General features: G+C 45.1%; 22 protein-coding genes. 5 read left to right on the top strand and 17 right to left on the bottom strand.

The window, feature by feature from the left end; translation table 11 throughout:
• Positions 1-101 precede the first annotated feature (101 nt).
• Positions 102-1,739: an adenine deaminase gene (ade, locus tag QE357_RS05970; RefSeq protein WP_409050262.1), complete on the top strand. Its 1,638-nt coding sequence runs from the start codon at positions 102-104 to the stop codon at positions 1,737-1,739.
• A gap of 11 nt (positions 1,740-1,750) precedes the next feature.
• Positions 1,751-2,404, top strand: a complete 654-nt coding sequence (locus tag QE357_RS05965; RefSeq protein WP_106636274.1) for a peptidylprolyl isomerase — start codon at positions 1,751-1,753, stop codon at positions 2,402-2,404.
• 39 nt (positions 2,405-2,443) lie between these two features.
• Here the strand turns inward: QE357_RS05965 and QE357_RS05960 are convergent, their stop codons facing one another.
• The 9 genes from QE357_RS05960 to nuoL form a co-directional block, all read right to left on the bottom strand.
• Complete coding sequence (locus QE357_RS05960; protein WP_309706402.1) at positions 2,444-2,989, bottom strand: NUDIX hydrolase; 546 nt, start codon at positions 2,987-2,989, stop codon at positions 2,444-2,446.
• A 299-nt stretch (positions 2,990-3,288) separates the two neighbouring features.
• On the bottom strand, positions 3,289-4,314 hold the full coding sequence (locus QE357_RS05955; RefSeq protein ID WP_106636273.1) for an MlaD family protein: 1,026 nt from the start codon (positions 4,312-4,314) through the stop codon (positions 3,289-3,291).
• Positions 4,315-5,085, bottom strand: a complete 771-nt coding sequence (locus QE357_RS05950; protein WP_106636272.1) for an ABC transporter ATP-binding protein — start codon at positions 5,083-5,085, stop codon at positions 4,315-4,317.
• Positions 5,086-5,089: 4 nt separating this feature from the next.
• Entirely contained in the window at positions 5,090-5,884 is a 795-nt protein-coding gene (locus tag QE357_RS05945) for an ABC transporter permease (RefSeq protein ID WP_307142366.1), read from the bottom strand.
• Between the two features lie 334 nt (positions 5,885-6,218).
• Entirely contained in the window at positions 6,219-7,400 is a 1,182-nt protein-coding gene (locus QE357_RS05940; protein WP_309706401.1) for a carboxypeptidase-like regulatory domain-containing protein, read from the bottom strand.
• Between the two features lie 94 nt (positions 7,401-7,494).
• Positions 7,495-9,405 carry an amidophosphoribosyltransferase gene (locus QE357_RS05935; RefSeq protein ID WP_307142364.1) on the bottom strand — a complete coding sequence of 637 codons (1,911 nt, stop codon included), beginning with the start codon at positions 9,403-9,405 and terminating at the stop codon, positions 7,495-7,497.
• Between the two features lie 282 nt (positions 9,406-9,687).
• Positions 9,688-11,148: an NADH-quinone oxidoreductase subunit N gene (locus QE357_RS05930; protein WP_309706400.1), complete on the bottom strand. Its 1,461-nt coding sequence runs from the start codon at positions 11,146-11,148 to the stop codon at positions 9,688-9,690.
• A 63-nt stretch (positions 11,149-11,211) separates the two neighbouring features.
• Complete coding sequence (locus QE357_RS05925) at positions 11,212-12,870, bottom strand: NADH-quinone oxidoreductase subunit M (RefSeq protein WP_309706399.1); 1,659 nt, start codon at positions 12,868-12,870, stop codon at positions 11,212-11,214.
• A 9-nt stretch (positions 12,871-12,879) separates the two neighbouring features.
• Positions 12,880-14,733, bottom strand: a complete 1,854-nt coding sequence (nuoL, locus tag QE357_RS05920; protein WP_309706398.1) for an NADH-quinone oxidoreductase subunit L — start codon at positions 14,731-14,733, stop codon at positions 12,880-12,882.
• A gap of 191 nt (positions 14,734-14,924) precedes the next feature.
• Here nuoL and QE357_RS05915 point away from each other — a divergent pair, with 191 nt between their 5' ends.
• Positions 14,925-15,482 (top strand): acyl-CoA thioesterase, encoded by a 558-nt coding sequence (locus tag QE357_RS05915; RefSeq protein ID WP_232793652.1) that lies wholly within the window; start codon positions 14,925-14,927, stop codon positions 15,480-15,482.
• Between the two features lie 45 nt (positions 15,483-15,527).
• The gene (locus QE357_RS05910; protein ID WP_106636267.1) at positions 15,528-16,067 is read left to right on the top strand and encodes a DUF2911 domain-containing protein; all 540 of its coding nucleotides are present in this window, start codon (positions 15,528-15,530) and stop codon (positions 16,065-16,067) included.
• A 164-nt stretch (positions 16,068-16,231) separates the two neighbouring features.
• On the opposite strand, the gene nuoK is transcribed toward QE357_RS05910, so the two are convergent.
• From nuoK to dnaG, 5 genes are all read right to left on the bottom strand, one after another.
• A complete protein-coding gene (gene nuoK / locus QE357_RS05905) occupies positions 16,232-16,534 on the bottom strand; it encodes an NADH-quinone oxidoreductase subunit NuoK (protein WP_106636266.1) in 303 nt (100 codons plus the stop codon).
• A gap of 53 nt (positions 16,535-16,587) precedes the next feature.
• Positions 16,588-17,097, bottom strand: a complete 510-nt coding sequence (locus tag QE357_RS05900; RefSeq protein ID WP_309706397.1) for an NADH-quinone oxidoreductase subunit J — start codon at positions 17,095-17,097, stop codon at positions 16,588-16,590.
• Positions 17,098-17,126: 29 nt separating this feature from the next.
• On the bottom strand, positions 17,127-18,857 hold the full coding sequence (locus tag QE357_RS05895; protein ID WP_309706396.1) for a 4Fe-4S dicluster domain-containing protein: 1,731 nt from the start codon (positions 18,855-18,857) through the stop codon (positions 17,127-17,129).
• Between the two features lie 351 nt (positions 18,858-19,208).
• Positions 19,209-19,640, bottom strand: a complete 432-nt coding sequence (locus tag QE357_RS05890) for a hypothetical protein (RefSeq protein WP_309706395.1) — start codon at positions 19,638-19,640, stop codon at positions 19,209-19,211.
• A gap of 79 nt (positions 19,641-19,719) precedes the next feature.
• On the bottom strand, positions 19,720-21,759 hold the full coding sequence (gene dnaG / locus QE357_RS05885) for a DNA primase (protein WP_309706394.1): 2,040 nt from the start codon (positions 21,757-21,759) through the stop codon (positions 19,720-19,722).
• 350 nt (positions 21,760-22,109) lie between these two features.
• On the opposite strand from dnaG, the gene QE357_RS05880 reads away from it, so the two are divergent.
• On the top strand, positions 22,110-22,628 hold the full coding sequence (locus QE357_RS05880) for a phosphoheptose isomerase (protein ID WP_106636263.1): 519 nt from the start codon (positions 22,110-22,112) through the stop codon (positions 22,626-22,628).
• A 176-nt stretch (positions 22,629-22,804) separates the two neighbouring features.
• On the opposite strand, the gene QE357_RS05875 is transcribed toward QE357_RS05880, so the two are convergent.
• From QE357_RS05875 to QE357_RS05865, 3 genes are all read right to left on the bottom strand, one after another.
• Positions 22,805-23,641, bottom strand: coding sequence for an anti-sigma factor domain-containing protein (locus QE357_RS05875; RefSeq protein ID WP_106636262.1), 837 nt, complete (start codon positions 23,639-23,641; stop codon positions 22,805-22,807).
• A gap of 5 nt (positions 23,642-23,646) precedes the next feature.
• On the bottom strand, positions 23,647-24,237 hold the full coding sequence (locus QE357_RS05870; RefSeq protein ID WP_106636389.1) for an RNA polymerase sigma factor: 591 nt from the start codon (positions 24,235-24,237) through the stop codon (positions 23,647-23,649).
• Positions 24,238-24,648: 411 nt separating this feature from the next.
• A complete protein-coding gene (locus QE357_RS05865; protein WP_106636261.1) occupies positions 24,649-25,041 on the bottom strand; it encodes a DUF1573 domain-containing protein in 393 nt (130 codons plus the stop codon).
• Positions 25,042-25,321: the final 280 nt, after the last annotated feature.

Raw genomic sequence — 25,321 nt, 5'->3', positions numbered from 1 at the left:
GTTACTTTCTCCATTGGTGCACATTCCGATCCGTCGGGCAAGCAAGAGGGGCATCTGTTATCAACTAAAAACAGCAAACCGACAACTGAAAACTAAAAATGATGAAAGAGATTAGTGGCCAGCTTCTGGATATTCCCGGTCGGCAAATTCGTCCGGTTACGATAACGGTTGATAACCATACCATCACTCGCATTCAGGATAACCCTGAGGCTCCCGAACAATACCTGTTACCGGGTTTTGTGGATGCTCACGTACACGTGGAAAGCTCCATGCTCAGTCCGGCTCAGTTTGCCCGGTTGGCAGTGGTGCACGGAACGGTTGGCACCATTTCGGACCCGCACGAAATTGCGAATGTACTGGGGGTAAAAGGAGTAGAATGGATGATTGAAAACGGTCGTAAAGTCCCTTTTCACTTCTGTTTTGGAGCCCCTAGCTGCGTTCCGGCGACGCCTTTTGAAACGGCAGGAGCCATCGTAACCCCTGAAGATGTACGGTATTTATTAACGAATTATCAGGAAGTAGGTTATCTGGCGGAAGTGATGAACTTTCCCGGCGTGCTCAATCATGACCCGGACATGACCGCCAAAATCGGCATTGCTCAGGAATTAGGTTACCCCGTCGATGGACACGCCCCCGGACTTCGGGGCGATGCCGCCCGCCGATACATCGAAGCTGGCTGCCAGACGGATCATGAATGTTTTACCGCTGAAGAAGCCCTCGATAAGCTTTCGTTCGGCATGAAGGTGTTAATTCGGGAAGGTTCAGCAGCAAAGAATTTCGATGCCCTGATTCCTCTATTACCCGAGCATTACCAGAACCTAATGTTTTGTTCGGATGATAAACATCCCGACGGACTTGTACTCGGTCATATTAATCTGTTGGTCAAACGGGCTCTGGCGTTATATCCCGATCATTTGTTTGAAATTCTTCAAATGGCGTGTCTGAATCCGGTAGAACATTATGGCTTGGCGGTTGGGCAATTACGCGAAGGTGATTCGGCTGATTTTATCGTTATTGATTCTCCGAAAGAATTTACTATTCTTCAAACCTATATTAAAGGGGAGCTGGTTGCCGAAAACGGTACTTCACTTCTCACGAGTTACCTCAGCGAGCCTATTAATCAGTTTAATGCTCTGGAGAAAGCACCCGCTGATTTTCAGATCACTTCATCACAAAAAGAAGTTTCCGTTCGGGTCATCGAAGCATTGGACGGTCAGTTGATAACCCCCGCCCGAATCGAAAAATTAAACGTTCAGAACGGCGAGTTAACTTCTGATACCGAACAGGATGTATTGAAAATTGCCGTCGTTAATCGGTACGCTGACGCTCCGCCAGCAGTAGCTTTTATCCGAAATTTCGGCCTAACTAAAGGAGCTTTGGCTTCCTGTGTAGCCCACGATTCGCATAATATCGTAGCCGTTGGTGTGGATGACGATTCCATCGCTCAGGCCGTTAATTTGATTATTCGTGAAAAAGGTGGGATCGCAGCGGTCCACGAAGCAGAAGAGCTGGTGCTGCCCCTGCCCGTTGCGGGTATTCTCAGCGGCGAAGATGGGTACTGGGTAGCTACTCAATACGCCACGCTCGACGCTTTTGCCAAGCAACAACTGGGCTGTACGCTGAGCTCGCCCTTCATGTCGCTTTCGTTCATGGCTTTACTCGTCATTCCTAGTTTAAAATTAAGTGACAAAGGCTTATTTGACGGGGAAACCTTCCAGTTCACCTCCGTCTTTGCCTAACCCCTTCTTGTATGAAAATGAATCGATTAGGTCTGTTTCTGGCTGTTATTGGATTAGGTCTTAGCTCCTGTAGTAATTTCGAAATTCCGCAGGATGAGGTTACCCAAACGCTAACCGATTACGGAAAAGAGCACCCCGAAAATGTAGTAAACATCCATACCCGATTCGGTGATATTGAAATTACGTTATATAAGGAAACGCCCCTCCACCGGGCTAATTTTCTACGGTTAACCAATCAAGGCTATTACGATGACCGAGGCTTTTATCGTTCGGTAAAGGGTGTTTGCATTCAGGGCGGCGGCGAGCAACGCGATCAGCTCAGCTATACCATTCCCGCCGAATTACGTCCGAATCTAATTCATAAACGAGGAACCGTCTCGATGGCTCGTTATTCAGAGAATAATCCAGAGAAACGCTCTTCGTCAACGGAGTTTTTCATTGTTACTAAAGGTATTTATTACAATGAAGAAGAGTTGGCAAAGTACCCACCAGCATTGAAAGATATTTATCTGAAACAGGGCGGAGAAATCATTTTCGATCAGGAATATACCGTCTTCGGTGAAGTCACGAAAGGTATGGACATCGTAGAAAAAATCGCCAAAATACCCCTCGGCGACTTCGAACGACCCACCGAAATCGTAAAGTTTTCAATCAACAGTAAATAACAAAAAGGGAAGGCAAGCCTTCCCTTTTTTGTTACTCTGTCATTCACTCATTCGACCATTCAGCACTGATTTTCGCACCATTCTCATCATGGATTCTTCGTCATTATGAAGGCGAACTTCGTTTAAAGGAATCCATTTGATCTCGTTAGATTCTTCATTGATGAGTAACTCTTTCGTGGCATCGGCCCGGAAAAGAAAACGAACATCATAATGCAAATGCTCCGGTTCCTGCTTACGAGCGGGAATGGTATGAATGTCAATATCAAAAATGCCGTCACCGACAGGAGTTACTTCGGCTCCGGTTTCTTCCCAAGCTTCCCGCTGAGCCACTCCCTGCACATTCGGATCCCCATCACAATGTCCTCCTGGCTGAAACCAACGATCAAGTTTTCGGTGGTGCATGAGTAAGGCCTGCGTTCCGGTTTCGTCCAAAATCCAGGCTGATCCGGTGACATGACCGATTAATAAGGTTCGATCAAAGCAATTTTCGTGCGTTTGAACGAATTCCATCAGACGCAACCGCATGGCCTCTTCGTTCGCGTCGGTGGTTTGGTATTGCTTTAATAAATCGAGTAATTGCTGCATTCTATTTTCTACACTTGAGCCTGCAAAGTAACCTATTTTCAAAAAGAAACGCTTCGCCTATCAGGGATTACACTGGCAGCGTAGGCATAATAACTTGTTGAAATGTCTCAATTATTTTCAGAGCAATGGAAGCCTCTTGAACAACCGCTACCAACGTGCTCCGGCCAACTTTTCTATAAACTAACTTGCCCTAAAAGACTGCTGCCAGCGAAAAAGCTGGCAGCAATGACTCTCTTTCTATAAAGCAGCTTGGCCTAAAACAAATACTAGCAGCGTAGAAACACTAATCTGTTCAAGAACTATTGGCCGGCATTCTTCAGCGAATCACGTTTGGCTTTTTCTGCCGCTCTTTCCTGTCTGCGGAAAAACGGACGCGTCAGGAAGTTATGCTGTAAAGCTTCCATGTTCTGATCCAGTTTTCGGCTGCTGCTTTCCAGGTATTGTAAGGTCGTTTTCAAATCGCCAGCAGTTTTCTGATCGTTGAGTAACAAGCCCAGAGCATTATCATTCTGATTCAGTTTTTTCGTAGCAGTTACTACGTTGTCAGTCGCTACAGAGGCTTTGTCTACCACTTGCTGAGCCGACTGACTCATCTGTTTCAATTGATTAGCCGAAGATTTGATGCTGGCAAAAACCGTCGTATCGGTTACCAACTCGTGGGCCAGACTTCCTTTGGTATTTAAACGATTGGAATAAGCCGCCAGCGAACTCGACATGCGATTAGCGTTCTGAGAAGCTCGTTCAAGGTGATTAACCGTAGCTTTAAATTGCTCGGCCAGAATTGAATCCGTCAGAACGGCTCCAATGGTGCCCTTCCCACGGGCAATTTTTGAAACGAGTCCTTTGAAATCAGTCGTAATTTTCAGCAGGTTTTTGTTATTCTCCTGCAAGGTTTCCATGATCTGATCGGTGCCTAAAACGGCTTTTGCCCGAATGACATCCCCATCGTCAACCGAAGCCAGTTGGGGCGTTCCTCCTTCAATAACCACGATCTTATTGCCAATGAAACCCTCCGAGCTAATTTCCGCCTGAGCATCTTTATGAATGTATTGCTGAGCTTCTTTTTCGATGTTCATGGTCACTTCCACCTGTGATTTTCCGTAGAATTTTACCGATTTTACAGTACCCACTTTTACCCCGGAAAACCAGACGTTATTACCCGTTTTCAAACCTCCTACATCATCAAAGATGGCTGCTACCTCAATACTTTTGATAAAGCGTTTTTGTTGACCGCCTAAAAACAATACGCCGACAATAAATATGACGAGGCCCAGGAATACAAAAATTCCTACCTGAACTGATCGTTTGTTTTCTCCTGTGCTCATTTAGTCAATAAAATTATATTCGTAAAATTGTTTAACCCGCTCTTCGTCCGAAGCAAAAACTTCTTCGAAAGTGCCCTGACGCTGGAACTGGCCGTCCAATAACATGGCGACCCGATCTCCCGTAGTTTTAGCACACGTCAAATCGTGGGTAATGATGATCGAAGTGGTATTATGCTGTTCCTGAACCTGATTAATCAAATTATTGATCTCTCCGGATGTAATCGGGTCCAGACCAGCCGTTGGCTCATCGTAAAGCATAATTTCTGGCTTCAGAATCAGCGTGCGGGCAATACCAATTCGCTTCCGCTGTCCGCCCGAAAGCTGCGAAGGCATCTGACGGATCGTCTGGGATAAACCTACATCCTCCAGGGCTTCTTCAATAGCCAGATCAATTTCTTTTCTGGTCAGATTACGCACATTACGAATCAGGGGAAACTCCAGATTCTCGTACACCGTCATACTGTCGTATAAGGCACTATTCTGGAAGGAAAACCCAATTTTCAGTCGCAACGCATCCAGCTCTTTGGCAGATAACTCACCGACTTCCTGACCCAATACTTTAACGGACCCTTCATCGGCTTTCAGTAAACCCGAAATAATCTTAATCAAAACGGATTTTCCCGTGCCGGAACGACCCAACACCACCAGGTTTTCGCCTTTGTAAATGTCTAGATCCACCCCTCTCAATACCGTCAGACTACCAAAGGATTTTTTCAGCCCACGAATTGAAATGACTTTATCGCTGGTATCTATGTTTGCTTTTCTCTTCATAGGATCAGGAGATTAATGCCATTACGATTTGCAGGGAAAGTAACTCTTCAATGAAAATCAGGAACATGGAAAGTACCACCGAAGTATTGGCCGCTTTTCCGACGCCCTCCGTTCCTTTAGAAGAATGAAACCCCTTATAACAACCTACGGCTCCAATGGTAAATCCAAACACAACGGATTTAGCCAGCGAAGCAAATACATCCGTAAACGTGACGGTATTAAACACCTGCGTAAAGTAGGTTTGAAAACTCGTGGCCTCGTTCTGATGAATATTAATGAATCCCCCCAAGAGAGCTAACATCGTGGTATAGACAGTAAGGATGGGAATCATAGTAGTGGTAGCAATGACCCGACTTACGACCAGAAACTTGAACGGATTCGTAGCAGAAACTTCCATCGCGTCGATTTGTTCAGTTACATTCATCGAACCTAACTCGGCTCCGATGTTTGAACCTACTTTACCCGCCGCAATCAATGAGGTAACCAAAGGAGCCAGAGCCCGCACAATAGCAATGGCAATGAGCGAGGGTAACCAAGAAACAGCTCCAAACTCAGACAGCGAAGGTCTCGACTGGTTTACGAATACAATGCCCGTAATAAAACCAGTGAGGGAGATCAGCGGAAGCGATTTTACACCTACTTCAAAGCACTGCTTAACAATTTCCTTAAACTCGTAGGGAGGTAAGAACGCTTCCTTAAAAATTCGGACAACAAATAGAAAGACGTCATGCAAATCCAAGAAAAAGCGATTAATCCGGCTTACGCGTTTGCTGCCATCTTGGGTATCAGTTTTATTCATTCGATAGGATGGTCAAAATAGAGCACAGTTGAGTAAGCACTCAACGCCTCCGGGGATTTTCACGGCTGCAATTTGTCAATAATTTCCCGCCAGATACTGTCAGTTTTTTCTTGACTTTTTATGATAAAAAATCATACCTAATCGGCTAGCTGAAAAACCTGTCAGTAATGAAACGGAATTCTATTGATCTCGCGAAGATACGACGAGGTGGCAATGGCTCTACTATGGGCTGTCGAATTTCCACGCCTAGTGGTCTATTTTAAGCGTGTCTTTACTATTGAATTTCTAAAATAAGTATGGATTGAGACATAAATCGTTACCTGGAAGACAGCCTTTACTGATCCGAATAATCGAGCGGTAATAGGTCTCCTACTTTCTCCCAACCCCAGTAACCTTCAAACATAACGCCTAGTGGAGGTAATATACTTCCGTTTTCTTCCAGTAGCACAGATTCCGTTCTCAGGGAAAATACCGAAGTCTGAAACATGGGCTGACGGTTTCGATGACGGCTCTGGCTCATGACATAAGTGGGTTCTTCTTTTTCGCCAACGTATACCACCTGAAAAAATCCCTCAAAAGTCAGTTGGTCGTTTTTCAGGTATTCATCATACGCAACCCGGGCCGTATCCAGTTTTTCCAGGATTTTTGGCAAACTAGCCTTCGCCAGGATTTTCTCCAGTGGGTCATCTTTTCGTAAACCACCCTGCTCTCTGATTTTCTGACGGATTGCTTTTAACTCTTCCTCCGTGGGCCGATTGGGATTGAGCATCCGAATCAGTCTTCGAAGATTAAAGCCTTCTGCTTCTAATTGCTGATTTCGCAGGCTTCGTACAAAATGCATGATCGAGCCTTTATACGCCCGCTGCCGATTCTTGGCCCAACGTCTTTGCCGGGACTTATTTCCTTCCATGAGCTGAAAGTTCGGATAACCCAGGTAGGTAACATACCCCTGCCGCATGTCGTATTTGAATTCCGCCAACAGATAATTGATACGATACCCCAGTTCCCGGTTTTCGATTTTCAGTACTTCGTCGGACTTTACCTCCAAAAAAGCTGTTTGGGGATCAAAGACAATAACGAGTTGGTTTTCATTGAGTATGCGACATTGCTGAGCTGTTTCGCTACTACCTAGAAACTGCTCTTTGAAAATCTTGAGGTTATCGTACCACGAGCTATCGCGTTTCGCCTTCACCCCAACGGTTTGAAGTGAATAGGTTTTCGGCTGAATTTTAAACAGGTAAGAAACCGCCCGTTTCTGGCGGGTATCCAGAGCATAGACCAGCGGTTCATAACCTACCATGGAAACAATGACTTCGTAGTTACCCGCTTTCACCGACAAAGAAAACTCTCCTTTTTCATTGGTTAACGTGCCCGTCGTAGTCGTACTAATGAACACCGATGCAAAAGCAACGGGTTCGTTCGTCTTTTCGTCTAGTACTCTCCCCTTTAAAATCTGATCCTGAGCCCCTAAGGAATGAATAAAGCAGCAAAAGAGAAGAGTAAACAGGTATTTCATAGTAATTACGATTTTTTCGTAATGTTACTAAAATTTCGTAATTCTTCTGTAAAAGAAAACCCCGGCGTTAAACCAGGGTTCTCCCATGTATTCGTTAGAAAGCTCCGTAAGCTCGTTCGTTGCCTTTACCAATCATGTAATTTACAAAAGCCCGGTTCACCACTTTATTACCTCCCGGCGTTGGGTAATTACCCGTAAAGTACCAGTCGCCCGTATGGTTTGGACAAGCCGTATGTAAGCCATCAACCGTTTGATAAATGATAGATACTTCAGCCTGACAGTTTTTAGGCGTTACGATTTCGGCAATTTTTTTGGAAATCTGTTCGTCGGTGAAAGGTTCATAAAGAGCTTTCACGTAGTTCTCCTGAGTGGCGTACCCATTTTCAAGAGCATCTTTACAACGAGCAAAAGTTTCCTCCAGCAGCTCTTCGCGATTGTGTTCTTCCAGTAACTTCAATACTGCCCGGAAAGCCACGAAATCTTTCATTTTTGACATATCAATTCCGTAGCAATCGGGGTAACGAATTTGCGGAGCGGAGCTGACAATGACAATTTTCTTAGGCTCCAGACGATCCAGCATACGGAGGATCGAACGTTCCAGAGTAGTTCCGCGAACGATAGAATCGTCAATCAGAACAATCGTATCCTGTTTTTTCTGGATTACCTCAAACGTTGTTTCATACACGTTTGAAACCATCTCGTCGCGTGCCGTATCGTTCGTGATGAACGTACGCAGTTTCACGTCTTTTGAAATGATTTTCTCGGTACGGGGACGGAAGGATAACAAACGATCCAGGTCTTCTTCAAACAGGACACCTTCGCGAATGTGACGCTTGCGTTCCTGAACCAGATGCTCGTCTAAGCCTTCTACCAGACCGAAGAAAGCAGTTTCGGCAGTGTTAGGAATATAACTGAAAACCGTATTCGCCAGATCATTATCAATTTCCTTGAGAATTTGGGGTAATACGAGTTTACCTAAATTTTTACGTTCCCGGTAAATGTCTGGATCAGATGCTCTTGAGAAATAAATACGCTCGAATGAACAGGATTTTTTCTCCAGAGGCTCGCGGAATTCCTGTTCGCGGAAATCACCGTTGGTTTCGATGATTAACGCATTACCAGGCTGAATTTCAACGATTTCATCATAGTCGCAGTTAAACGACATTTTGATAGCAGGCTTTTCTGAAGCAACCACGATCACTTCATCATCCGCATAATAATAAGCGGGGCGAATGCCGGCGGGGTCACGGGCAACAAAAGCCGCTCCCGAACCTAACATCCCGCACATCGTATATCCACCATCGAAATCCCGGCAGGAACGCTGCAACATACGGGCAACGTCAATATTAGATTCGATTAAAGACGTAAGCTGCTGATTATCTTCAGGGAATAAAGGCTTGAAACGGTCAAACTGGCGTTGCACTTCTTCGTCCAGAAAGTGGCCAATTTTTTCCATTACCGTTACCGTATCTACTTTGTCTTTGGGGTGCTGACCCAGCGAAACCAGCTTATCAAAAAGCTCGTCAACGTTAGTCATGTTAAAGTTACCCGCAACGACCAGATTCCGGCTCCGCCAGTTATTCTGACGCAGGAAAGGGTGGCAGTTTTCGATTTCGTTTTTGCCGTGCGTACCATATCTCAGGTGGCCCAGCCAAACTTCACCCGTGAAGCCGTAGTTTTCCTGAAGCCATTCGGCATTCATGAATTGCTTCGGATCTTCTTTTTCTGCTTTCCGGTATTTTTTGTTGATTTTCTCGAAGATGTCTTCGATGGGTTTCGCTTCTACCGAACGATACCGACTGATGAAGCGATACCCTGGAGAAACATTAAGCTTAATATTCGCCACCCCGGCACCATCTTGTCCACGATTGGCCTGCTTGTTCATGAGCAGGGCCATCTTGTTTACGGCGTACAAAGGCGTGCCGTATTTGTCGATGTAATACTGGAGCGGTTTGCGGAGACGGAGAAGAGCGATCCCGCATTCGTGTTTGATTTCGTCGGACATTTAGGATGTCGTTTTGACTGCTCGCTTAATGAAGTAATCTGTTTTCGATGAACCGAAATTACAACTTTAAGCTCGGAATGGTTCAAGAAATGTTCACAAAAAATTCACACTCGCTTCAACGTCCGAATTGGACTTGGAATTGTTCAATTTTCGTAACCTTCAGCCCTAAAAGCATCTACTCTACTTCCACACGACTGTATTTTTAATAGAAATTTCAGTAAAATAATCAGACCAACCAAATATTTTCACCGCAAAAAATGCCATTATCCCAATAAAATATCCCTATAACCCCGATATCCAGTTTATCAGCCAATCGGTTTTGAGGAATAGCAGAATGATGGGGAGAGTCAATACCAGACTTAAGACGGTTACTCCCCAGCTCAGCGTTACGACTGGCGTTTCTTCAGCTGTTTTTCTGAAAAACAAAGCAAAAGGAATCTTCAGGTAAAAGGCCAGCGAAACAGCGGTGTTCAGTAATCCAAAAACGAAAAGGATCAGGAATAGATTCTGGCTACTTTGCTGGTAAGCTTCCCACAAAGAACTAAATACGAGAAGTTTGGCCGAGAAGCCCACCGTTAAAGGTAAGCCGACCAGGGACAGAAAAGCAATGGTTAAAAGGACAGCAGCCAGCGGCTGTTGCCTTCCAATGCCGTTAAAACTGGAAATGGATACGCTGTTTTTGCTCAGGGAAGGCGATAAGGCATCAATCAATAAGAAGCTCGCCATGGTTCCGAATAAGTACGTAGCCAGATAAAAGATGGCAGTTTGGTTCCCCAGACTTGAAAAAGCCACTAAGCCTACCAAAACGAAACCCGATTGAGCAATGGATGAATACGCCATGAGCCGCTTAGCGTCGGTTTGCCAGAGAGCGGAAAAGTTACCAATGGTAATGGTTACCAACGAGATAACGGCCAGCACGGGCTGAAAATTCAGCGGTAATACACTGAACAAACGCATTAATACCAAAAAAGCCACTGCCTTGGGAGCCACCGAAAAGAACGAGACTACGGGCGTGTCTGCCGCTTCGTACACGTCAGGATTCCAGATTTGGAAAGGCACAGCCGAGATTTTGAATAGTAACCCGCTCATCGCCAGGATCAGAGCCGAAGCCGATACCAGCGGATCAACATTTACCAGAATTCGTCCAAAGGCTGGATTGGTAAAATCAAGCGTGGTGGTTAAGCCATAGAGCAAGCTCATGCCATACAACATGAGTCCCGAAGCTACGGAACCAAACAGCACGTATTTCATCCCTCCTTCTGAGCTTTTACGATCGCCACGGAAGGCGGTAAGGATATAGCTGGAGATGGAAACTACTTCAAGCGATACATACACCATCAGTAGATTCGTAGCCATGGAAAGCAGAAATAAACCGAAGACCATCCCCACCAAAATGGAGAAAAACTCCCCCGACCAGCGACGTTTCATTACCCAACTATGCAGCACCGCAATCAAGGCTGAAAACGTAATGAGTGCTTTGAAGAACAGAGCTTTACCGTCCAGTACCAGCATCTGGTTGAATAAAGGACCCGGCGACTGGGTTTGCCATTGGTGGTAAACAAACAATCCCAGAATAATAAAAACGAGACAGGTAAGAAAATGGAAAAATCCACCACGCCCCTCTTCGTTTACTTCAGTCGTTACTAAATCCCAGCTAATAAGAGCCACAAATGCCGCCATCAGCCAGACTTCGGGAGTGAAGCGGGCCAAACTGGCTATGATGTGGTCGAGTTGTTCAAGCATGTATTCAATCGCCGTGGCTTTCGCGAAGGCTGTTAAATCTGAAGAAATTTGAATTTCTGGCGGCTAACCGAAATGCTTCATGAATTCCATGACGTACCCTTCGGTAATACTAAAGACGGTTCCGGGTAAAATTCCGAAGAAAAGGGAAAGCAGAGCCAGGGGCACCAGCATTATCTTTTCCCGGAAATTCAGATCGGGTAACAGACTCTCTTCGTATAAAGACCAGCGTTTTCCTAAGAATACTCGCTGGAAGGTCCAGAGGAAGTAACCTGCTCCAAGAATTAATCCAAACCCCGCTAAAACTACCATCCAAACCGGGATATAAATGGAATTAAACGCTCCTAAAAGACTAAAAAATTCGCCTACAAAACCAGAAAACCCGGGTAATCCTAAGGAAGCAAAAAAGGCAATAGCCGTTAAGCCTGTATACGCGGGCATGCTTAAAGCCAAGCCCTGGTAATGATCGATGTTACGGTCGTGCGTACGGGCGTACACTACTCCCACGACGAGGAATAACATGGGCGAAAGGATGCCGTGTGAGAATAACTGATAAATCGCGGCGTTGGCTCCTTCGGGCGTTAAAGCAGCTAAACCCAGTAACACAAAGCCCATGTGTGAAACGGACGAATAAGCGATTAATCGCTTCATATCCTTCTGACTTAAGGCGTTGAAGGCTCCGTACACAATGCTTAATACGCCTAAACCCGCAATCCAGGAAGCGAAATAAATGGCTCCATCAGGGAAAATTTCATAGGCAATTCGGAAGAACCCATAGCCCCCAATTTTCAGCAAAATACCAGCCAGTACTACCGAAATGGGCGTAGGGGCCTCCACGTGAGCATCGGGTAACCAAGTGTGTAAGGGCACCATGGGTAGCTTCACGGCAAAACCAATGAATAAAAGCAGAAAGGCAACCAGTCGGGCCGATAAGCCAAAGATTTCGTGTCCGGCTAGGGTGCTTAGTAGCGATTCAGGTACGAAATTCCGACCGTCATTCAGGTACGGAATCTCAAAGGTATGCACTAACTGAGCCGGGTCGATTTGCTGGCGGGCAATCATCGTTTGCACCTGAGCAACCACATCTTGCGTAATTTCTGAAGGGTTGGAGACCAGTCCAATGCTCAGACCCGTTTCCGCTGGATCGATGACGGACAGGTATAAACCGATCATTACCAATAGAATAAATACCGAACCAGCCAGCGTGTAAATAAAGAATTTCAAACTCGCATATTCGCGACGAGGCCCACCCCACAAACCGATGAGGAAGTACATCGGCAAAAGCATGAACTCGAAAAAGAGGAAGAACAGAAATAAATCCAGAGCCACAAAACAGCCTACGACGGTTCCCATTAATAACAGGTACAGAGCGTAATAAGCCTTTTCGTTCGTTTTTATTTCAAAAGAAGAAACGGCACCTACCAACATCACCAAGCTCGTCAGCCAGACCATCGGTAAACTTAGCCCATCTACCCCTAAAGAATAGTCGATAGAGACGATTCCAAACTGCCCGAGAGCCATGGTAATCCAGTCGGTATTTTCGATGAATTGATGCCCTACCAATTGCGGATCAAAGGTATGCCAGATCCAACTGCTTAAGACCAGATGTGAAACGCAAAGGATAACCGTAACCCAGCGATACGTAGCCCTGAGTGCCTGCGGAAGAGCAAGCAAGAGCAGGGAGCCAAGTATGGGTAAAAATATAAGTGTAGTCAGTATAGGCATTGTTTCGAATTACCAGGTCCACCAAATTAATAAAGCTGCTAAGCCCAGCATCGTTGCCACGATGTAAGACTGCACTTGTCCGCCCTGAAAACGACGGGTTACTTTTCCAACCGTACCCACGACATAGGCCGTCCCAGTCGGGATTCCATCCACAACGTACCGATCCAGCCACCCTAGCAAATGTGCCAGAATCACCTGCGATTTGGCACTGGCATTCACGATTCCATCCACAATAACCCGATCAACCCAGGTACAGAAATCAGCGAATTTCAGAAAAGGATTAACAATAAGGGTATGATATAACTGATCCAGCGTCAGTAAAGGCACATCTCTTATCTGGTCCAATCGCTCAATGGATCGATAACGAATCCAGGCCATCACAATTCCGATTAGGGCCACCGCTGTCGATCCCAGAGCCACGCCTAAGTCCAGGTGTTCTCCTAAAGGATTCCATGAAAACAGAAAAGGCAGGGACAAAGCTGCCAGTAATACCAGCGGGAGTTTCTGTAACCAGGATGATTCATGAACACTCTCCAACGAAAGGTGGTCATTCCGCCAGTTTCCAAAAAATACCAGCCGCCATTGCTTAGCCATGTAAAAGGCCGTCAAGCCCGCCGAAATCGTAGCTGCTACAGGAAAAACAAGTTTCCAGGAATGAGCGGTTGCGTGGAAAGCTTCATGCAGAATCTCGTCTTTCGATAAAAATCCAGATGTGAAAGGCAAGCCCGATAAAGCTGCCGCACAAACGGTATAGGCAATAAAAGTAACGGGTAATTTTTTGCGAAGCCCACCCATAAGCCGCACATCCTGAGCATCAAAACCGTGTCCAGCGTGGTGCAACGAATGAATAACCGAACCCGAAGACAGGAATAACCCGGCTTTAAAAAAGGCGTGGGTAAACAAATGGAACATCGCTGCGTGGGGGGCCCCTACGCCAACGGCCAATACCATTAATCCCAACTGGGAAACGGTAGAATAGGCCATTGTTTTTTTAATATCCGTCTGAGTCAGGGCGTATAAGGCTCCCATGACCATCGTAATCGTACCAATAATGGCGATTACGATCAGGGCTTCCGGTGTGAGAATAGGGAAAATCCGGGCGAGCAGGTAAACGCCAGCGGCTACCATTGTCGCGGCGTGAATCAGAGCCGAGACGGGTGTGGGGCCTTCCATAGCGTCGGGTAACCAGACGTGCAACGGAAACTGAGCCGATTTGGCCAGGGTTCCACAGAAAAGTAATAAACCGATGGCCGTCCAGTAAGGGTCGCCTATGAATTCAGGCGTGGTTAATGCCGTAAAATCAAGCGTTCCCAAGCGGTTATAAACACCAAAAATGCCCAAAGCAAGCCCTACATCACCAATGCGATTGACCAGAAAGGCTTTTCTTGCCGCCAGCACGGCTTCAGGTTTGGTATACCAGAAACTGATGAGTAAATATGAACTTAAGCCTACTAACTCCCAGAAAACATAGAGAATCAAAAGGTTATTGGCCAGTAAAATTCCCAGCATTGAGCCTACAAACAATTGCAGGAAAGCAAAATACCGAAACCGGGATGAATCTTCCCGCATGTATTCCAGCGAGAATAACTGCACGAGGGAGGCAATAAATAACACCAGTAATAGCATTTTCTGGGTTAAATCGTCTGCCCGGAGGGTAAAGGGTAAGGCTTCTGAAATCCAAGTATGGGTAACTTCAATGGTCGGAAGTTGAGTAGTACTGAAACTTAAGCCAAAGCCGACTAAAGAAAAGCCCAATCCCAGCCAACCCGCCCAGGTATTAGCACTTTTTCCCGAAAGTATGAGCAGTAAAAACCCAGCGAACGGCAGGAGAAGGATAATCCAGAGCAGTAGTTCGGGGTTCATGAATAGAAACGATTCAGAGATATTAGAACATTACATGGGAAATAATGTCCCGTAAAGCTTGTTAATTCGCTGGCAAATATCCGTTCTGATGCTGGTAAAACCAATTGATTTAGTAGACAAAAGCAGTTCTTTTTTCTTTATTTAGTCTATTTATAAATTAATCCCTTGAGTGTCACCTAACGAGCAAGCCCTTGGAACCAAAACCTATTTCTTATTCCCAGACCACCATTACCGAATTGATGATTCCGAGTTACGCTAATTTTGGCGGTAAGATTCACGGCGGTATTCTTTTGTCATTAATGGATAAAGTGGCCTACGCCTGTGCATCTAAGCACGCTGGTACTTACGTAGTTACGGTAGCAGTGGAACACGTCGAGTTTCTTCAGCCCGTTGAGGTTGGGCAACTGGTGTCTTTGCTCGCTTCCGTAAATTACGTTGGAAAAAGTTCGCTGATTGTGGGTATACGTGTCATCGCAGAGTCTATTAAAACGGGGGTAAAAGTGCACACCAACACCAGTTATTTCACGATGGTGGCAAAAGATGAGGAAACGAATCAGCCCACACTGGTGCCTCCTTTATTACTTGAAACCCGCGAAGAAGCACGGCGTTTTCTGGAAGCTGTCAAGCGAAAGGAGCTTCGGAAAATGTATCAAAATGAATTAAACAATGCTAAAACGATTCTGGAGGTAGAAGAAAGTTTACCTTTACTGGCAAATGAACGCTGCGTTTTTTCGGAATTTGAACGTTAGATAGTCAGTATCCGCTTTCATTGCCTTTTGCATACATCAGCATCCATGAGAAAAGTATTAATTACTCTAGTCGTCATACTTACCCTTACCGGGACCGGATATTGGAGTTATAAACATTATACCAAGTCATTCAGTCAGGAATCTCACGCTCAGTTTAATCAGGCTGGGTTGAAAGTACAGGTGGACTACTGCCAGCCTGCCAAAAAAGGCCGATTGATTTTTGGTGATTCATCCAAGGCCTTGGTTCCTTATGGCAAAGTATGGCGGACAGGAGCTAATGAAGCTACTCTGCTGGTGATTAATAAAGACGTAAGTTTAGCCGGAAAGCCGTTGAAAGCCGGAGAATATACCATCTGGACTATTCCCGGCCCTAAGAACTGGCAAGTGGTAATCAATCAGGAAACAGGGCAATGGGGCACGGAATACGATGCCAGTAAAGATTTGTTTCGGGCGACGGTTCCTGCCTATCAGGTTCCTCAATCGCAGGAGTTATTCGAAATAAGCTTCGTTCCAGAACTGGACGGTACGAATATGTTACTCCACTGGGACCATACGGAAGTAAGGGTGCCTATTAGAGTACAATGAGAGTTCATGGGTTTTGAGTCTCGTGTTTGGGATTTTGAGTTAAAAAGGAAGCGGTCGTTAGAGATGATTCTAACGACCGCTTCTTTTTAATTAACCACGGAGTTTCGGACGGAGAGCACTGAGTCTAACTTTATCAAATACTCAAACCTCAATTCAAACCCTGCTTAATCTTTCATTTCTGCGACTTCATCCAGATGGACGGTATTGAAATGCTGGAAGACTTTGAGCACGATGGCTAAGGCTACCACAATTTCGGCGGCGGCTACGATGATGACGAACAGACTGAAAAACTGCCCCGTCAAATCAGGATCAAAACGGCTGAAAGCGACGAGATTCAGATTAGCAGCATTCAGCATCAATTCCACTCCCATCAGTACTACAATGGCGTTGCGTTTGATGATGACAATGGCTAGTCCAATACTAAAGAGCAACGCCGCCGTTAGCAGAAAATAGGATAAAGGAATCATCAGTATTTTGAGTTTAGGGTTTTGAATTACTAAGTCCCCCTCTTCTTTTTTCTTTACTTATTGCCTATACTTTGGGCCTTACCGGATAAATAGGCAGCCCCTAACAGAGCAATCATTAATAAGATTCCAGCTACTTCGAAGGGCAAAACGTAATTCGTCATTAGTCCAACGCCTAAGTCATGAACCGTTGTTTTTCGTTCGATAGCCTCGTAATGATCCAGCTCAACTCGCTGAAAATGAGCTTTCGACAGGATTGTCGATAAGATCGCGAAAATTCCACCAGCCGCCAGAATTCCCCAAAAGGTTCGACGGTGTTCAGTTTTTACAGTATTTGGTTGATTCGTACCCCGGTCGGCTTTATTACGGGTCAACATGATTCCGAAAACGAGTAATACCAGAATCCCCCCAACGTACACCATAATTTGAGTAACCGCCAGGAAATCAGCTCCAGCGAAGACGTATAAGCCTGCAATTCCTAAAAAGGTAACCATCAGACTAAAGGCTGAATAAAGTACGTTCCGACTCACCAGCACAAATACCGCCGAACCGAGCGTTAGTATCATGAAAAACAAAAACACAAAAGCCTGCATCGTTACTCAGGTTTGGGACGTTTGAAAACGGGTTTGAAAGACTTACCACCACTCGGCTTCGAAGCTTCTTCCGCAGGCCTTTCGGCATCCGATTCACTTCCCTCAGGAGCTGGTTCCACGGGCGTTTCAGCGGCAGGTTCTTCTGTTACTTTTTTCTTGAATACAGGCTTAAAACTTTTCCGGACGGGTTCTTCTTTCGGCTCTTCCGTCACTTCGTTCTCAGGCGATGAAGGTTGTAAAGGAGATTCAACGGGTTCCGCCGCAGGCTTTTTGAATACGGGTTTAAAGCTTTTTCGAACCGGTTCTTCCGTAACTGCTGGAGCCTCCAGTTCTTCATTTTTCGTTTCTGCGGGTAACTCCGATAATTCCTCTACAGTCTTTTTCTTAAAGACGGGTTTGAAGCTTTTGCTCCCTCCCGCAGTCGGTTCGGCTGGTTTTTCTTCAACTTTTGCAGCCTCTCCTACAAGATCGGGTGACTCTGGTTCTGCCGTTTTTTTCTTGAAAACGGGTTTAAAACTTTTGCCGCCGGTAGTCGCTGGTTCTTCTGACTTTTCCTCTGATTCAGGAGCTACCGATTCAGCATTGGCCTTTTTAAAGACCGGCTTAAAGCTTTTACCGCCAGTAGCAGGTTTTTCTTCCGTTTTCGGTTCTTCAATCGTAGGCTCTACTGGCTCCGCTTCCGGTTTTTTAAAGACGGGTTTAAAACTCTTAGGGGCGGGAGTTTCTGTTTCTGGTTTGAGGGCTTCTGCTGATGCCTCTTTATCCGCCGAAGGTTCGCTTTCTTTTCGTTTAAACGAGGGTTTGAAACTCGTCGATTTCTTAGCCGGTTCCTCCGTAATGGCTGGTGTTTCTTCTCCCGAAGCTTTTATGGGTTCGGAAGTCTGTTCTTCAGCAGCCGATGTTTTCTTAAAGCCGGGTTTAAAAGCAGGACGAGCCGCAGGTTTCACTTCCTCAGAAGCGGTTTTCTCTGCTTCGGGTTCTTCTACATTTTTCTTAAACCCAGGCTTAAACGCCGGACGAGCGGGTTTCGCTTCTTCCAATTTTGCCTCTACTTCCTGAGGAGCTTCGGTTTCGGTCGTTTTCTTAAAGCCGGGTTTAAACGCCGGGCGGGCGACGGGTTTTACTTCTTCCGTTACTGCTTTGGCAGCAGGCTTGGCTACTTTAGCCGCTTCTTTTTCCGCCAGGAATTGATCATATAACTGTTTTTTCTCTTCGGCTTTTTCGGGAGTCAGATTCGTATAATGGTACACCATATTCCGAATGTCAAACTCCGAATAGTCGTAGGTTTTGGTCATGGTCAGGCATTCCGTGGGGCACACCGTCGTGCAAAGTCCACAGTAGCAGCACTTAGCCATGTCAATATCAAATTTGGCCGCATACAAACGTATGGACGAGCCATCCGAAGCCTTACCTACTTCACCAGTTGCCCGAATGGGCTCAATTTCAATACAATCCACGGGACAAACCTTCGCACATTTATCGCAGACGATGCAATCGTCCATTTCATTGTGCAAACGGTAGCGTCCATTATCCGGTACGGGAATGGCCTCGTAAGGATAACGCAGGGTGACCATTCCGGTATCCTGCTTAAAATAATTGGGATCGTCTACATATATAGGTTTACGACGACGGGTCGAATCCTTCAGATGTCGCAGTGAAATTTGAAGCCCTTTCAGGCTCGTCTGGATTCCCCGTTTAATCGTACCCCAGTAAGATTCATCTCGTTCTTGCATCAGATAAACTAATTTCGACTCATCTATAGTTAACCCCTGGCTCGGCTGGGGAGTTCCCCCATTTCTTGAGTCGACTTACCCTATATTCTAAATACACCTTCTTCGCAAAAGTACACTTATAAACACAAATGCCCACCCTTTTAGATAGCCATAGTTAATCTTTTTTAGAATAGTTCTTAATAGAAGGATTTGTATAGTTAGTCTACAGAACCATTCTATCCGCTACCAACGTGGCCGGGCCACGTTGGTAGCGGATTAAGTAGATGACTCTCGCACTAGTAATGGTAAGCCAACACTACCCTGTTTGCCGCTGCTAGTGGTCAAGTGAATAGGTTTTCTGACGATAGCTTGTTAAGCTTTCTTCATTACCCATTCCAGCAATTCCAGTGGTCCGCGAAAGATTTGTATCCTTAGTAGAGACCAGAAATTCGCGTTACCTGTAGCTATTCCTAGGTGACTCAGACTGGTTACTGTAAAAATTGTTATGGAAACCCAGCGTACTAACGCCGCATTTTGTTGGCATAACAGATCACTTACCCAGAGTAATAACAAGCCTGTTACCAAAAAACTCAGAGCTAATTTTCGCGTGAACTGTAAGCTATATACCCAATATAAGCTGATTACCACCATAGCGACGTTTAGCTGAATATCAGGAGTGAGGCATACCCCAAGCGAATAGGTGTAAAGGCCTGTAATGCCACTCATGAACCAGAACATAATAACCAAAGCTTTGACTACTGAACGCCCGGGCTGCGTTTTGTCATGAAAAAGGAGTGAATTCATAAGCTATTATTTTTTACATAAGTAGCGATGAATTCACTCCCAGACATTACCGCTTATTCAAAGCAGTGGAATAACTTAGTTAATGGCCCGTTACCACAATTCCCAATTCTTTTGCCAAAGCCTGATCAATTCGTTTCATTTTCATGAATTGAATTAGTAACTCTTCCTGTTCATTGGCCTGGGTTACTACCGTCAATTTATGTTTGATTTCGTTCATCCGCTGATCGTTGAACGCTTTCTTTAATCGCAGAATACAACCGTGAGCAATCTTATCGAGTAAATCCCGTTCGTGTGGAATGTAGATTTCGTGCATTTTTGCCCAGTTTTCGCTTAAAGGATGGCGTTCTGAGACAAAATCAATGCTGGTTTGTTGAATCAGTTCTTCGGTATGGTTCAGAAAAAAATTAGTATCAGGATACATCTGTTGCTGATCCGCTGCTCGAAATATGGTCATAAATTGCTGATACACAGGCGTTTCAAATTCCAGATCATATGTCTGCCCAACCATGTATTCCATCAGTGAAACCTCATGGTTACCCTCTTCCCGAATTTCTGTTTCAATAATGATCGTACCGTATAAAACCAGCAATCGGCAAAACTCTTCTTCCTGATAAGATAAAGGCGAACGCTTGGGTGGAGCGGTAGGTTGCTTCACCTGCTCAACTGCCATTAACTCAGCAAAATCCGGCTCGTCATCGCTATTAAAACCACTCACACCGGGTGGCAAGTCGATGGGTGGCGAAGGAGATTCCTGTTGCCGCTCTTGCCGCTCACGGGTCTTACTATCGCTCTTGATTCGCTCCCGCACCCGCTTGTTGGCTTCTGCAATGAGCGTTTCTTCGGATAAATCCATCAACCGAGCGGTCTGCTGGAAGAAAATCTGACGGGTAATGGCATCGGGAATTTTGGAGATGCTCTCCACCATTTCCTTGATCACGCCTGCCTTTCGAAAGGGATCGTCTCCGGCGTCCTGCAATAATACCTCGGCCTTGAACCGAATAAAGTCAACGGAGTTTTTTTGTAAGTAGGCTTTAAACGCTTCTCCGCCAATTTTCCGAACGTAACTATCCGGGTCTTCGCCTTCGGGAAAGGTGCAGAGCTTTACGTTCAGGCCTTCTTCCAGAATCAGATCCAGTCCGCGTAAGGAAGCTTTGATACCAGCGGCATCCCCGTCGTATAATACCGTAATATGCTGGGTAAAGCGACTAATCAGACGGATTTGCTCAACAGTCAGGGCCGTTCCTGACGAAGCCACGACATTCGTAATACCCGACTGATGTAGCGAAATAACGTCGGTATACCCCTCCACCAGATAAGCCATGTCTTCATTACGGATGGCATTTTTAGCCTGATAAATTCCGTACAGAATATTGGACTTGTGGTAAACTTCCGTTTCCGGCGAGTTAAGGTATTTCGGCTGATTTTTATCGGCTTTCAGAATCCGGGCACCAAAGGCAATGACCTTACCCGAAACGTTATGAATCGGGAAGATTACCCTCGCCCGAAAGCGGTCAAACACGCGGGCATCGGGCCGTCCATCCAAATCACGGCGGATGGATAAGCCTGCTTTTTCCAATAACTCAATTTGAAACTGATGCTGAAGAGCATCTTTGGTAAAGGCATCCCAACTTTCGAGAGCATACCCCAGTTCAAACTGATTGATCGTCTGCGTATGAAAGCCTCTTTCCTGAAAGTAACTCAGGCCAATGGATTGCCCTTCGTCCGACTTCAGTAACTTATTCTGATAGAATTTTTTTGCGTAATCGAGAACAATGTATAAGCTCTCCCGCTCATTCTGCGACTGAACCTCTTCGGGCGTTTGCTCCGTTTCTTTTAACTCAATGCCGTATTTTTTGGCCAGATGACGCAGAGCCTCGGGGTAACCAATACCCTCGATTTCCATGATAAACTTAACGGAATCCCCGGCCTTTCCACAACCAAAACATTTAAAAATGCCCCGGGATGGGTTCACGTTAAACGAGGGTGTTTTCTCGTTGTGAAAAGGGCAACAGGCAATCATATTCGCCCCCCGCTTTTTTAGGGTGACGTAATCATTCACAACATCAACAATATCGGCGGTTTCCTGAATCAGTTGAACCGTTTCCTGAGGTATTCGCATAATCAAAGATAGTGAGTTGAGGGTTGTCTGTTTGCCGTTTGCCGTTTGAAAATTTCCAGATTCTGGTATAAACGCGAATCATCGCGGCTGACCGGGAATGGGAATCGTTTTAAACAAAACAGAAATCATCGTTTAAATAGACCCAATCAATCTCCTACCAAAGATGCCAATACAATAGAAACCGCCTTTATATCCAGACGCAATGAATCGCATCTCTACGGGGCATGGTATGGGCTTTTCTGAAAATTTCTGCTCTTGGTTCGGTACGGGTGCCGTGAAAGTTTTAGTACTTTGCAAACGAACTAGAGCTCATTCCTCTTTAGCTTATCATTAATCATTCTATAACATCCATGAATCTGTCTTTCTCTGCTGAAACTTCTAAAGCTGAACTGTTCGATAAAATCGCTGCCGAACTTGCCAGCCACGGACTAACTATTGCTACTCAGGATCAGACTCGTCCCTGGGGCGGTTTTTTCGTTATTGATGAAGCCCAAACGGAGCAGTTTGTCAGCACGTATTTTCCTATGGTTCAAATGGAAGACCTGAAAGGTTTCGCCAAATTGAGCCCTAAAATTCTGGTAGTAGGTCCCGAAAAACGTCTTTCCTGGCAGTACCACTTCCGTCGGGCAGAAATCTGGCGGGTAGTAGCCGGAACGGTTGCGGTCATGACCAGCCCTACTGACGAAGAAGGTGAAACTCGTAGCTACGAACCAGGCGAATTAATTACCCTGCAACAAGGCGAACGCCACCGTCTGATTGGCCTGGAAAACTGGGGTATCGTAGCCGAAATCTGGCAACACACCGATCCAACGAATCCTTCTGACGAAGACGACATCGTTCGCGTTCAGGATGACTTCCAGCGGAAATAAAGAATAGAGTTTGAGTGGGTTAGATAAGGTTGGATTATTTTTTCGCTTTATTCATTAAGAGGTAACTTCCAGAAGACTTAAACTTTCGAGAAGTTTTATTCACTTCAAATTTTCTCAAACAAAAAAGGTGACCCCATTATGTTGGGGTCACCTTTTTTACTACCTATTCAAACAGACTAGTTCAACGATCCTTTCAGATAAACCTGTCCGGTTGGGCCAGCTTGCGGACTTCCTCCTTCGGGTTCCAGAGAAATCGCGTAGGCACTAGCTCCGTTGATACTTTTTACTTTCTGCATACTGGTGGCCTGATCGAATAACCCGGCGTCTACAGGTTTTCCATCCACGATGGCCCAGATTTGATACTGCTTGCCCGTTGGAGCCGATGGTAACTGTACATTAGCCATATACGTCTCCCGCTTGGCATCGTTCCAGTATAACATCGCAAAGGCCGTTGGAGCAATCGGTTCACCCTGGAGCTTCATCATTTTCGTACCAGGATTCTGTAATACCGCAATTTCCTGGCGGGCCTGCATAAAGCTGGCTTTGTTTACTTCAAGGTTTTTAGCCAGTTGGGTGTTATTAGATTCCAACGTAGCTACCATATCTTCCGAAGCCTTTAATTCTTTGAAAAGAAAGATATTTCCTACAACACTCAATACCATAATTACCGCAGCGGCAGCTACCCAGTTACGGGAAGACACCAGCGTTTTGGTCACCGATAGGCCGGGACGTTGGTTGGTCAGATTATGCAAAGATGACCTCGTCATCGGAATAACCTTGCCTGCTGCCAACTCCTGAATACTTCCTAGTACTTTCTCCCGTACAGCCACCGGAGGTTCAATGGCGTGCTGCCACGCGAAGGATTCCAGTGATTCCCGAATATCGTCGACCTGTGACTGATATTCAGGGTGCGTTGATAAAAGTTTTTCCACTTGCGTGGTTTCTTCTTGCGAAGTAATTCCCAGCACATAGCTTTCCAGCAAGCCAGACGAAACTATTTCATGCTCATTCAATTTTTTTAAGAATTAATGTAGGTGGTGAAATACAAAAACATCAAAAGGAGAGTAATCAGTGTTCGGAGTTGAGCCAGGGCCGCTTTAACCCGAGTTTTCACCGTACCAAGGGGAATATCGAGTTCTTCAGAAACTTCGGCTTGAGTATAACCCTGAAAGTAAACCAATTCAATAATAGAGCGGTACTCAGGACGAAGTTGACTGACCACTTTTCGAACTCCAATGGCATCAACCTGATGCTCTACTGGATTCTCTTCTTCAACAACACTTACGAAATACTCAAGCGGTTGGTTTTGAGTATTTTGTTGATAATCCTGAGATCTTAGTTTATCGATGGCTGTATTTCGGGCTACATTCAAAATCCAGGTGAATAAACTGCCTTTTGAACGCTCGTAGGAATCGATATTTCGCCAAATTTTTACAAATGCTTCCTGCATGACGTCAGCGGCTGTTTCTTCAGACTTGACGATCTTAAAAATAACCCCGTAGAGGGCGGAAGAATAATTATCATATAAGATAGTAAATCCACGTTGATCCCGCTCACGGAGCAGGCCAACTAGATCATTTTCAGCGACAACAATGCGTTTTTTTCCCAAAAGAAAGCTCACTTAAGATATTCTGAACAAAACTAACAGGATGAGAGGTAAAATTCAATTAATCATACTATTTCAGGTCCTGCTTAGTTTTAATAATGATCTCCTTTTTTAAATTTTCAACTCCATAAGCCTAAAAAGACAAAGGGCCCCTATAGAGAAGCCCTTTGTACCGGAAATGAATTAACCCACACCTTTAACTTACTACTCAAGCCTTACCGAAGTAAACCATTGAGCAGTTTCGGTTGTCCGATTATAGATACGGGATTTCTTTTCCTGTCGGATTTAATAAGATGCTAAATTTTTTCATAAAATATTCAAAATCATCATTAAACACCTGACTATCAACACAAAATAAAAGGAGATAAGTTCAAAACTTATCTCCTTTATACCTTTACTAGCGGTAAACTTTTATTATCTGACTCCTTTGGCAGCAGCTTTCTGCTGAACTTCACCTTTCAGGAACATGGTCACTGTGCTATTTTCTGCATTGCTATATACCGTGATCTGCTTATTGAAAGGCCCTACAGAAGCGGCATTATAGGTAGCACTTACCTTGCTGGTTTTACCAGGAAGGATTGGAGCCTGTGACCATTTCGGAGTGGTGCAACCGCAGGAAGCCGTTACGTTACTGATTACGACAGGAGCTTTACCCGTGTTCGTTACCACGAATTCATGCGTTACGGGCGTGCCCTGAGCAATTTTGCCGAAATCTTTCGTCTCAGCGTCTACTTTAATTTTGCCCTGAGCAAAAGCACCAGCTGAAATAAGGAAAAAGGCCAGTAAGAAGAAAAGTTGCTTTTTCATTAGATTGAAATAAAATGGTTTGGTTACAAGAGTATGATCGAAACAAAAGTAAGGGGAACTATATCCCACACAAAATCGTCGGGTGTTAATGATATGTTAATGGATATTTTCGGTAGAACCCTCTCGTTTGGAATGCTCGATTCTTTTCCTTTATTTTTACTTTTACAAACATCGTACCTGAGTTTAAAAATTCCTTTTGCTAAAGGAAAATCTTTTTAACACGAGGTTACAGGGCAAACTTTTCATGTTGAAATTCATTTGCCTGATTTGTATTCACCTG

Origin of the sequence: Siphonobacter sp. SORGH_AS_0500 (genome assembly GCF_031453245.1) — a bacterium.
Taxonomy (GTDB): Bacteria; Bacteroidota; Bacteroidia; order Cytophagales; family Spirosomataceae; genus Siphonobacter.
This window is presented reverse-complemented; position numbering and strand designations above follow the sequence as displayed.

Excerpts from the sequence above, each read along its gene's own strand:
- ade (WP_409050262.1), top strand. The coding sequence starts at position 102 with ATGAAAGAGATTAGTGGCCAGCTTCTGGATATTCCCGGTCGGCAAATT.
- QE357_RS05965 (WP_106636274.1), top strand. The coding sequence starts at position 1,751 with ATGAAAATGAATCGATTAGGTCTGTTTCTGGCTGTTATTGGATTAGGT.
- QE357_RS05960 (WP_309706402.1), bottom strand. The coding sequence starts at position 2,989 with ATGCAGCAATTACTCGATTTATTAAAGCAATACCAAACCACCGACGCG.
- QE357_RS05955 (WP_106636273.1), bottom strand. The coding sequence starts at position 4,314 with ATGAGCACAGGAGAAAACAAACGATCAGTTCAGGTAGGAATTTTTGTA.
- QE357_RS05950 (WP_106636272.1), bottom strand. The coding sequence starts at position 5,085 with ATGAAGAGAAAAGCAAACATAGATACCAGCGATAAAGTCATTTCAATT.
- QE357_RS05945 (WP_307142366.1), bottom strand. The coding sequence starts at position 5,884 with ATGAATAAAACTGATACCCAAGATGGCAGCAAACGCGTAAGCCGGATT.
- QE357_RS05940 (WP_309706401.1), bottom strand. The coding sequence starts at position 7,400 with ATGAAATACCTGTTTACTCTTCTCTTTTGCTGCTTTATTCATTCCTTA.
- QE357_RS05935 (WP_307142364.1), bottom strand. The coding sequence starts at position 9,405 with ATGTCCGACGAAATCAAACACGAATGCGGGATCGCTCTTCTCCGTCTC.
- QE357_RS05930 (WP_309706400.1), bottom strand. The coding sequence starts at position 11,148 with ATGCTTGAACAACTCGACCACATCATAGCCAGTTTGGCCCGCTTCACT.
- QE357_RS05925 (WP_309706399.1), bottom strand. The coding sequence starts at position 12,870 with ATGCCTATACTGACTACACTTATATTTTTACCCATACTTGGCTCCCTG.
- nuoL (WP_309706398.1), bottom strand. The coding sequence starts at position 14,733 with ATGAACCCCGAACTACTGCTCTGGATTATCCTTCTCCTGCCGTTCGCT.
- QE357_RS05910 (WP_106636267.1), top strand. The coding sequence starts at position 15,528 with ATGAGAAAAGTATTAATTACTCTAGTCGTCATACTTACCCTTACCGGG.
- nuoK (WP_106636266.1), bottom strand. The coding sequence starts at position 16,534 with ATGATTCCTTTATCCTATTTTCTGCTAACGGCGGCGTTGCTCTTTAGT.
- QE357_RS05900 (WP_309706397.1), bottom strand. The coding sequence starts at position 17,097 with ATGATACTAACGCTCGGTTCGGCGGTATTTGTGCTGGTGAGTCGGAAC.
- QE357_RS05895 (WP_309706396.1), bottom strand. The coding sequence starts at position 18,857 with ATGCAAGAACGAGATGAATCTTACTGGGGTACGATTAAACGGGGAATC.
- QE357_RS05890 (WP_309706395.1), bottom strand. The coding sequence starts at position 19,640 with ATGAATTCACTCCTTTTTCATGACAAAACGCAGCCCGGGCGTTCAGTA.
- dnaG (WP_309706394.1), bottom strand. The coding sequence starts at position 21,759 with ATGCGAATACCTCAGGAAACGGTTCAACTGATTCAGGAAACCGCCGAT.
- QE357_RS05880 (WP_106636263.1), top strand. The coding sequence starts at position 22,110 with ATGAATCTGTCTTTCTCTGCTGAAACTTCTAAAGCTGAACTGTTCGAT.
- QE357_RS05865 (WP_106636261.1), bottom strand. The coding sequence starts at position 25,041 with ATGAAAAAGCAACTTTTCTTCTTACTGGCCTTTTTCCTTATTTCAGCT.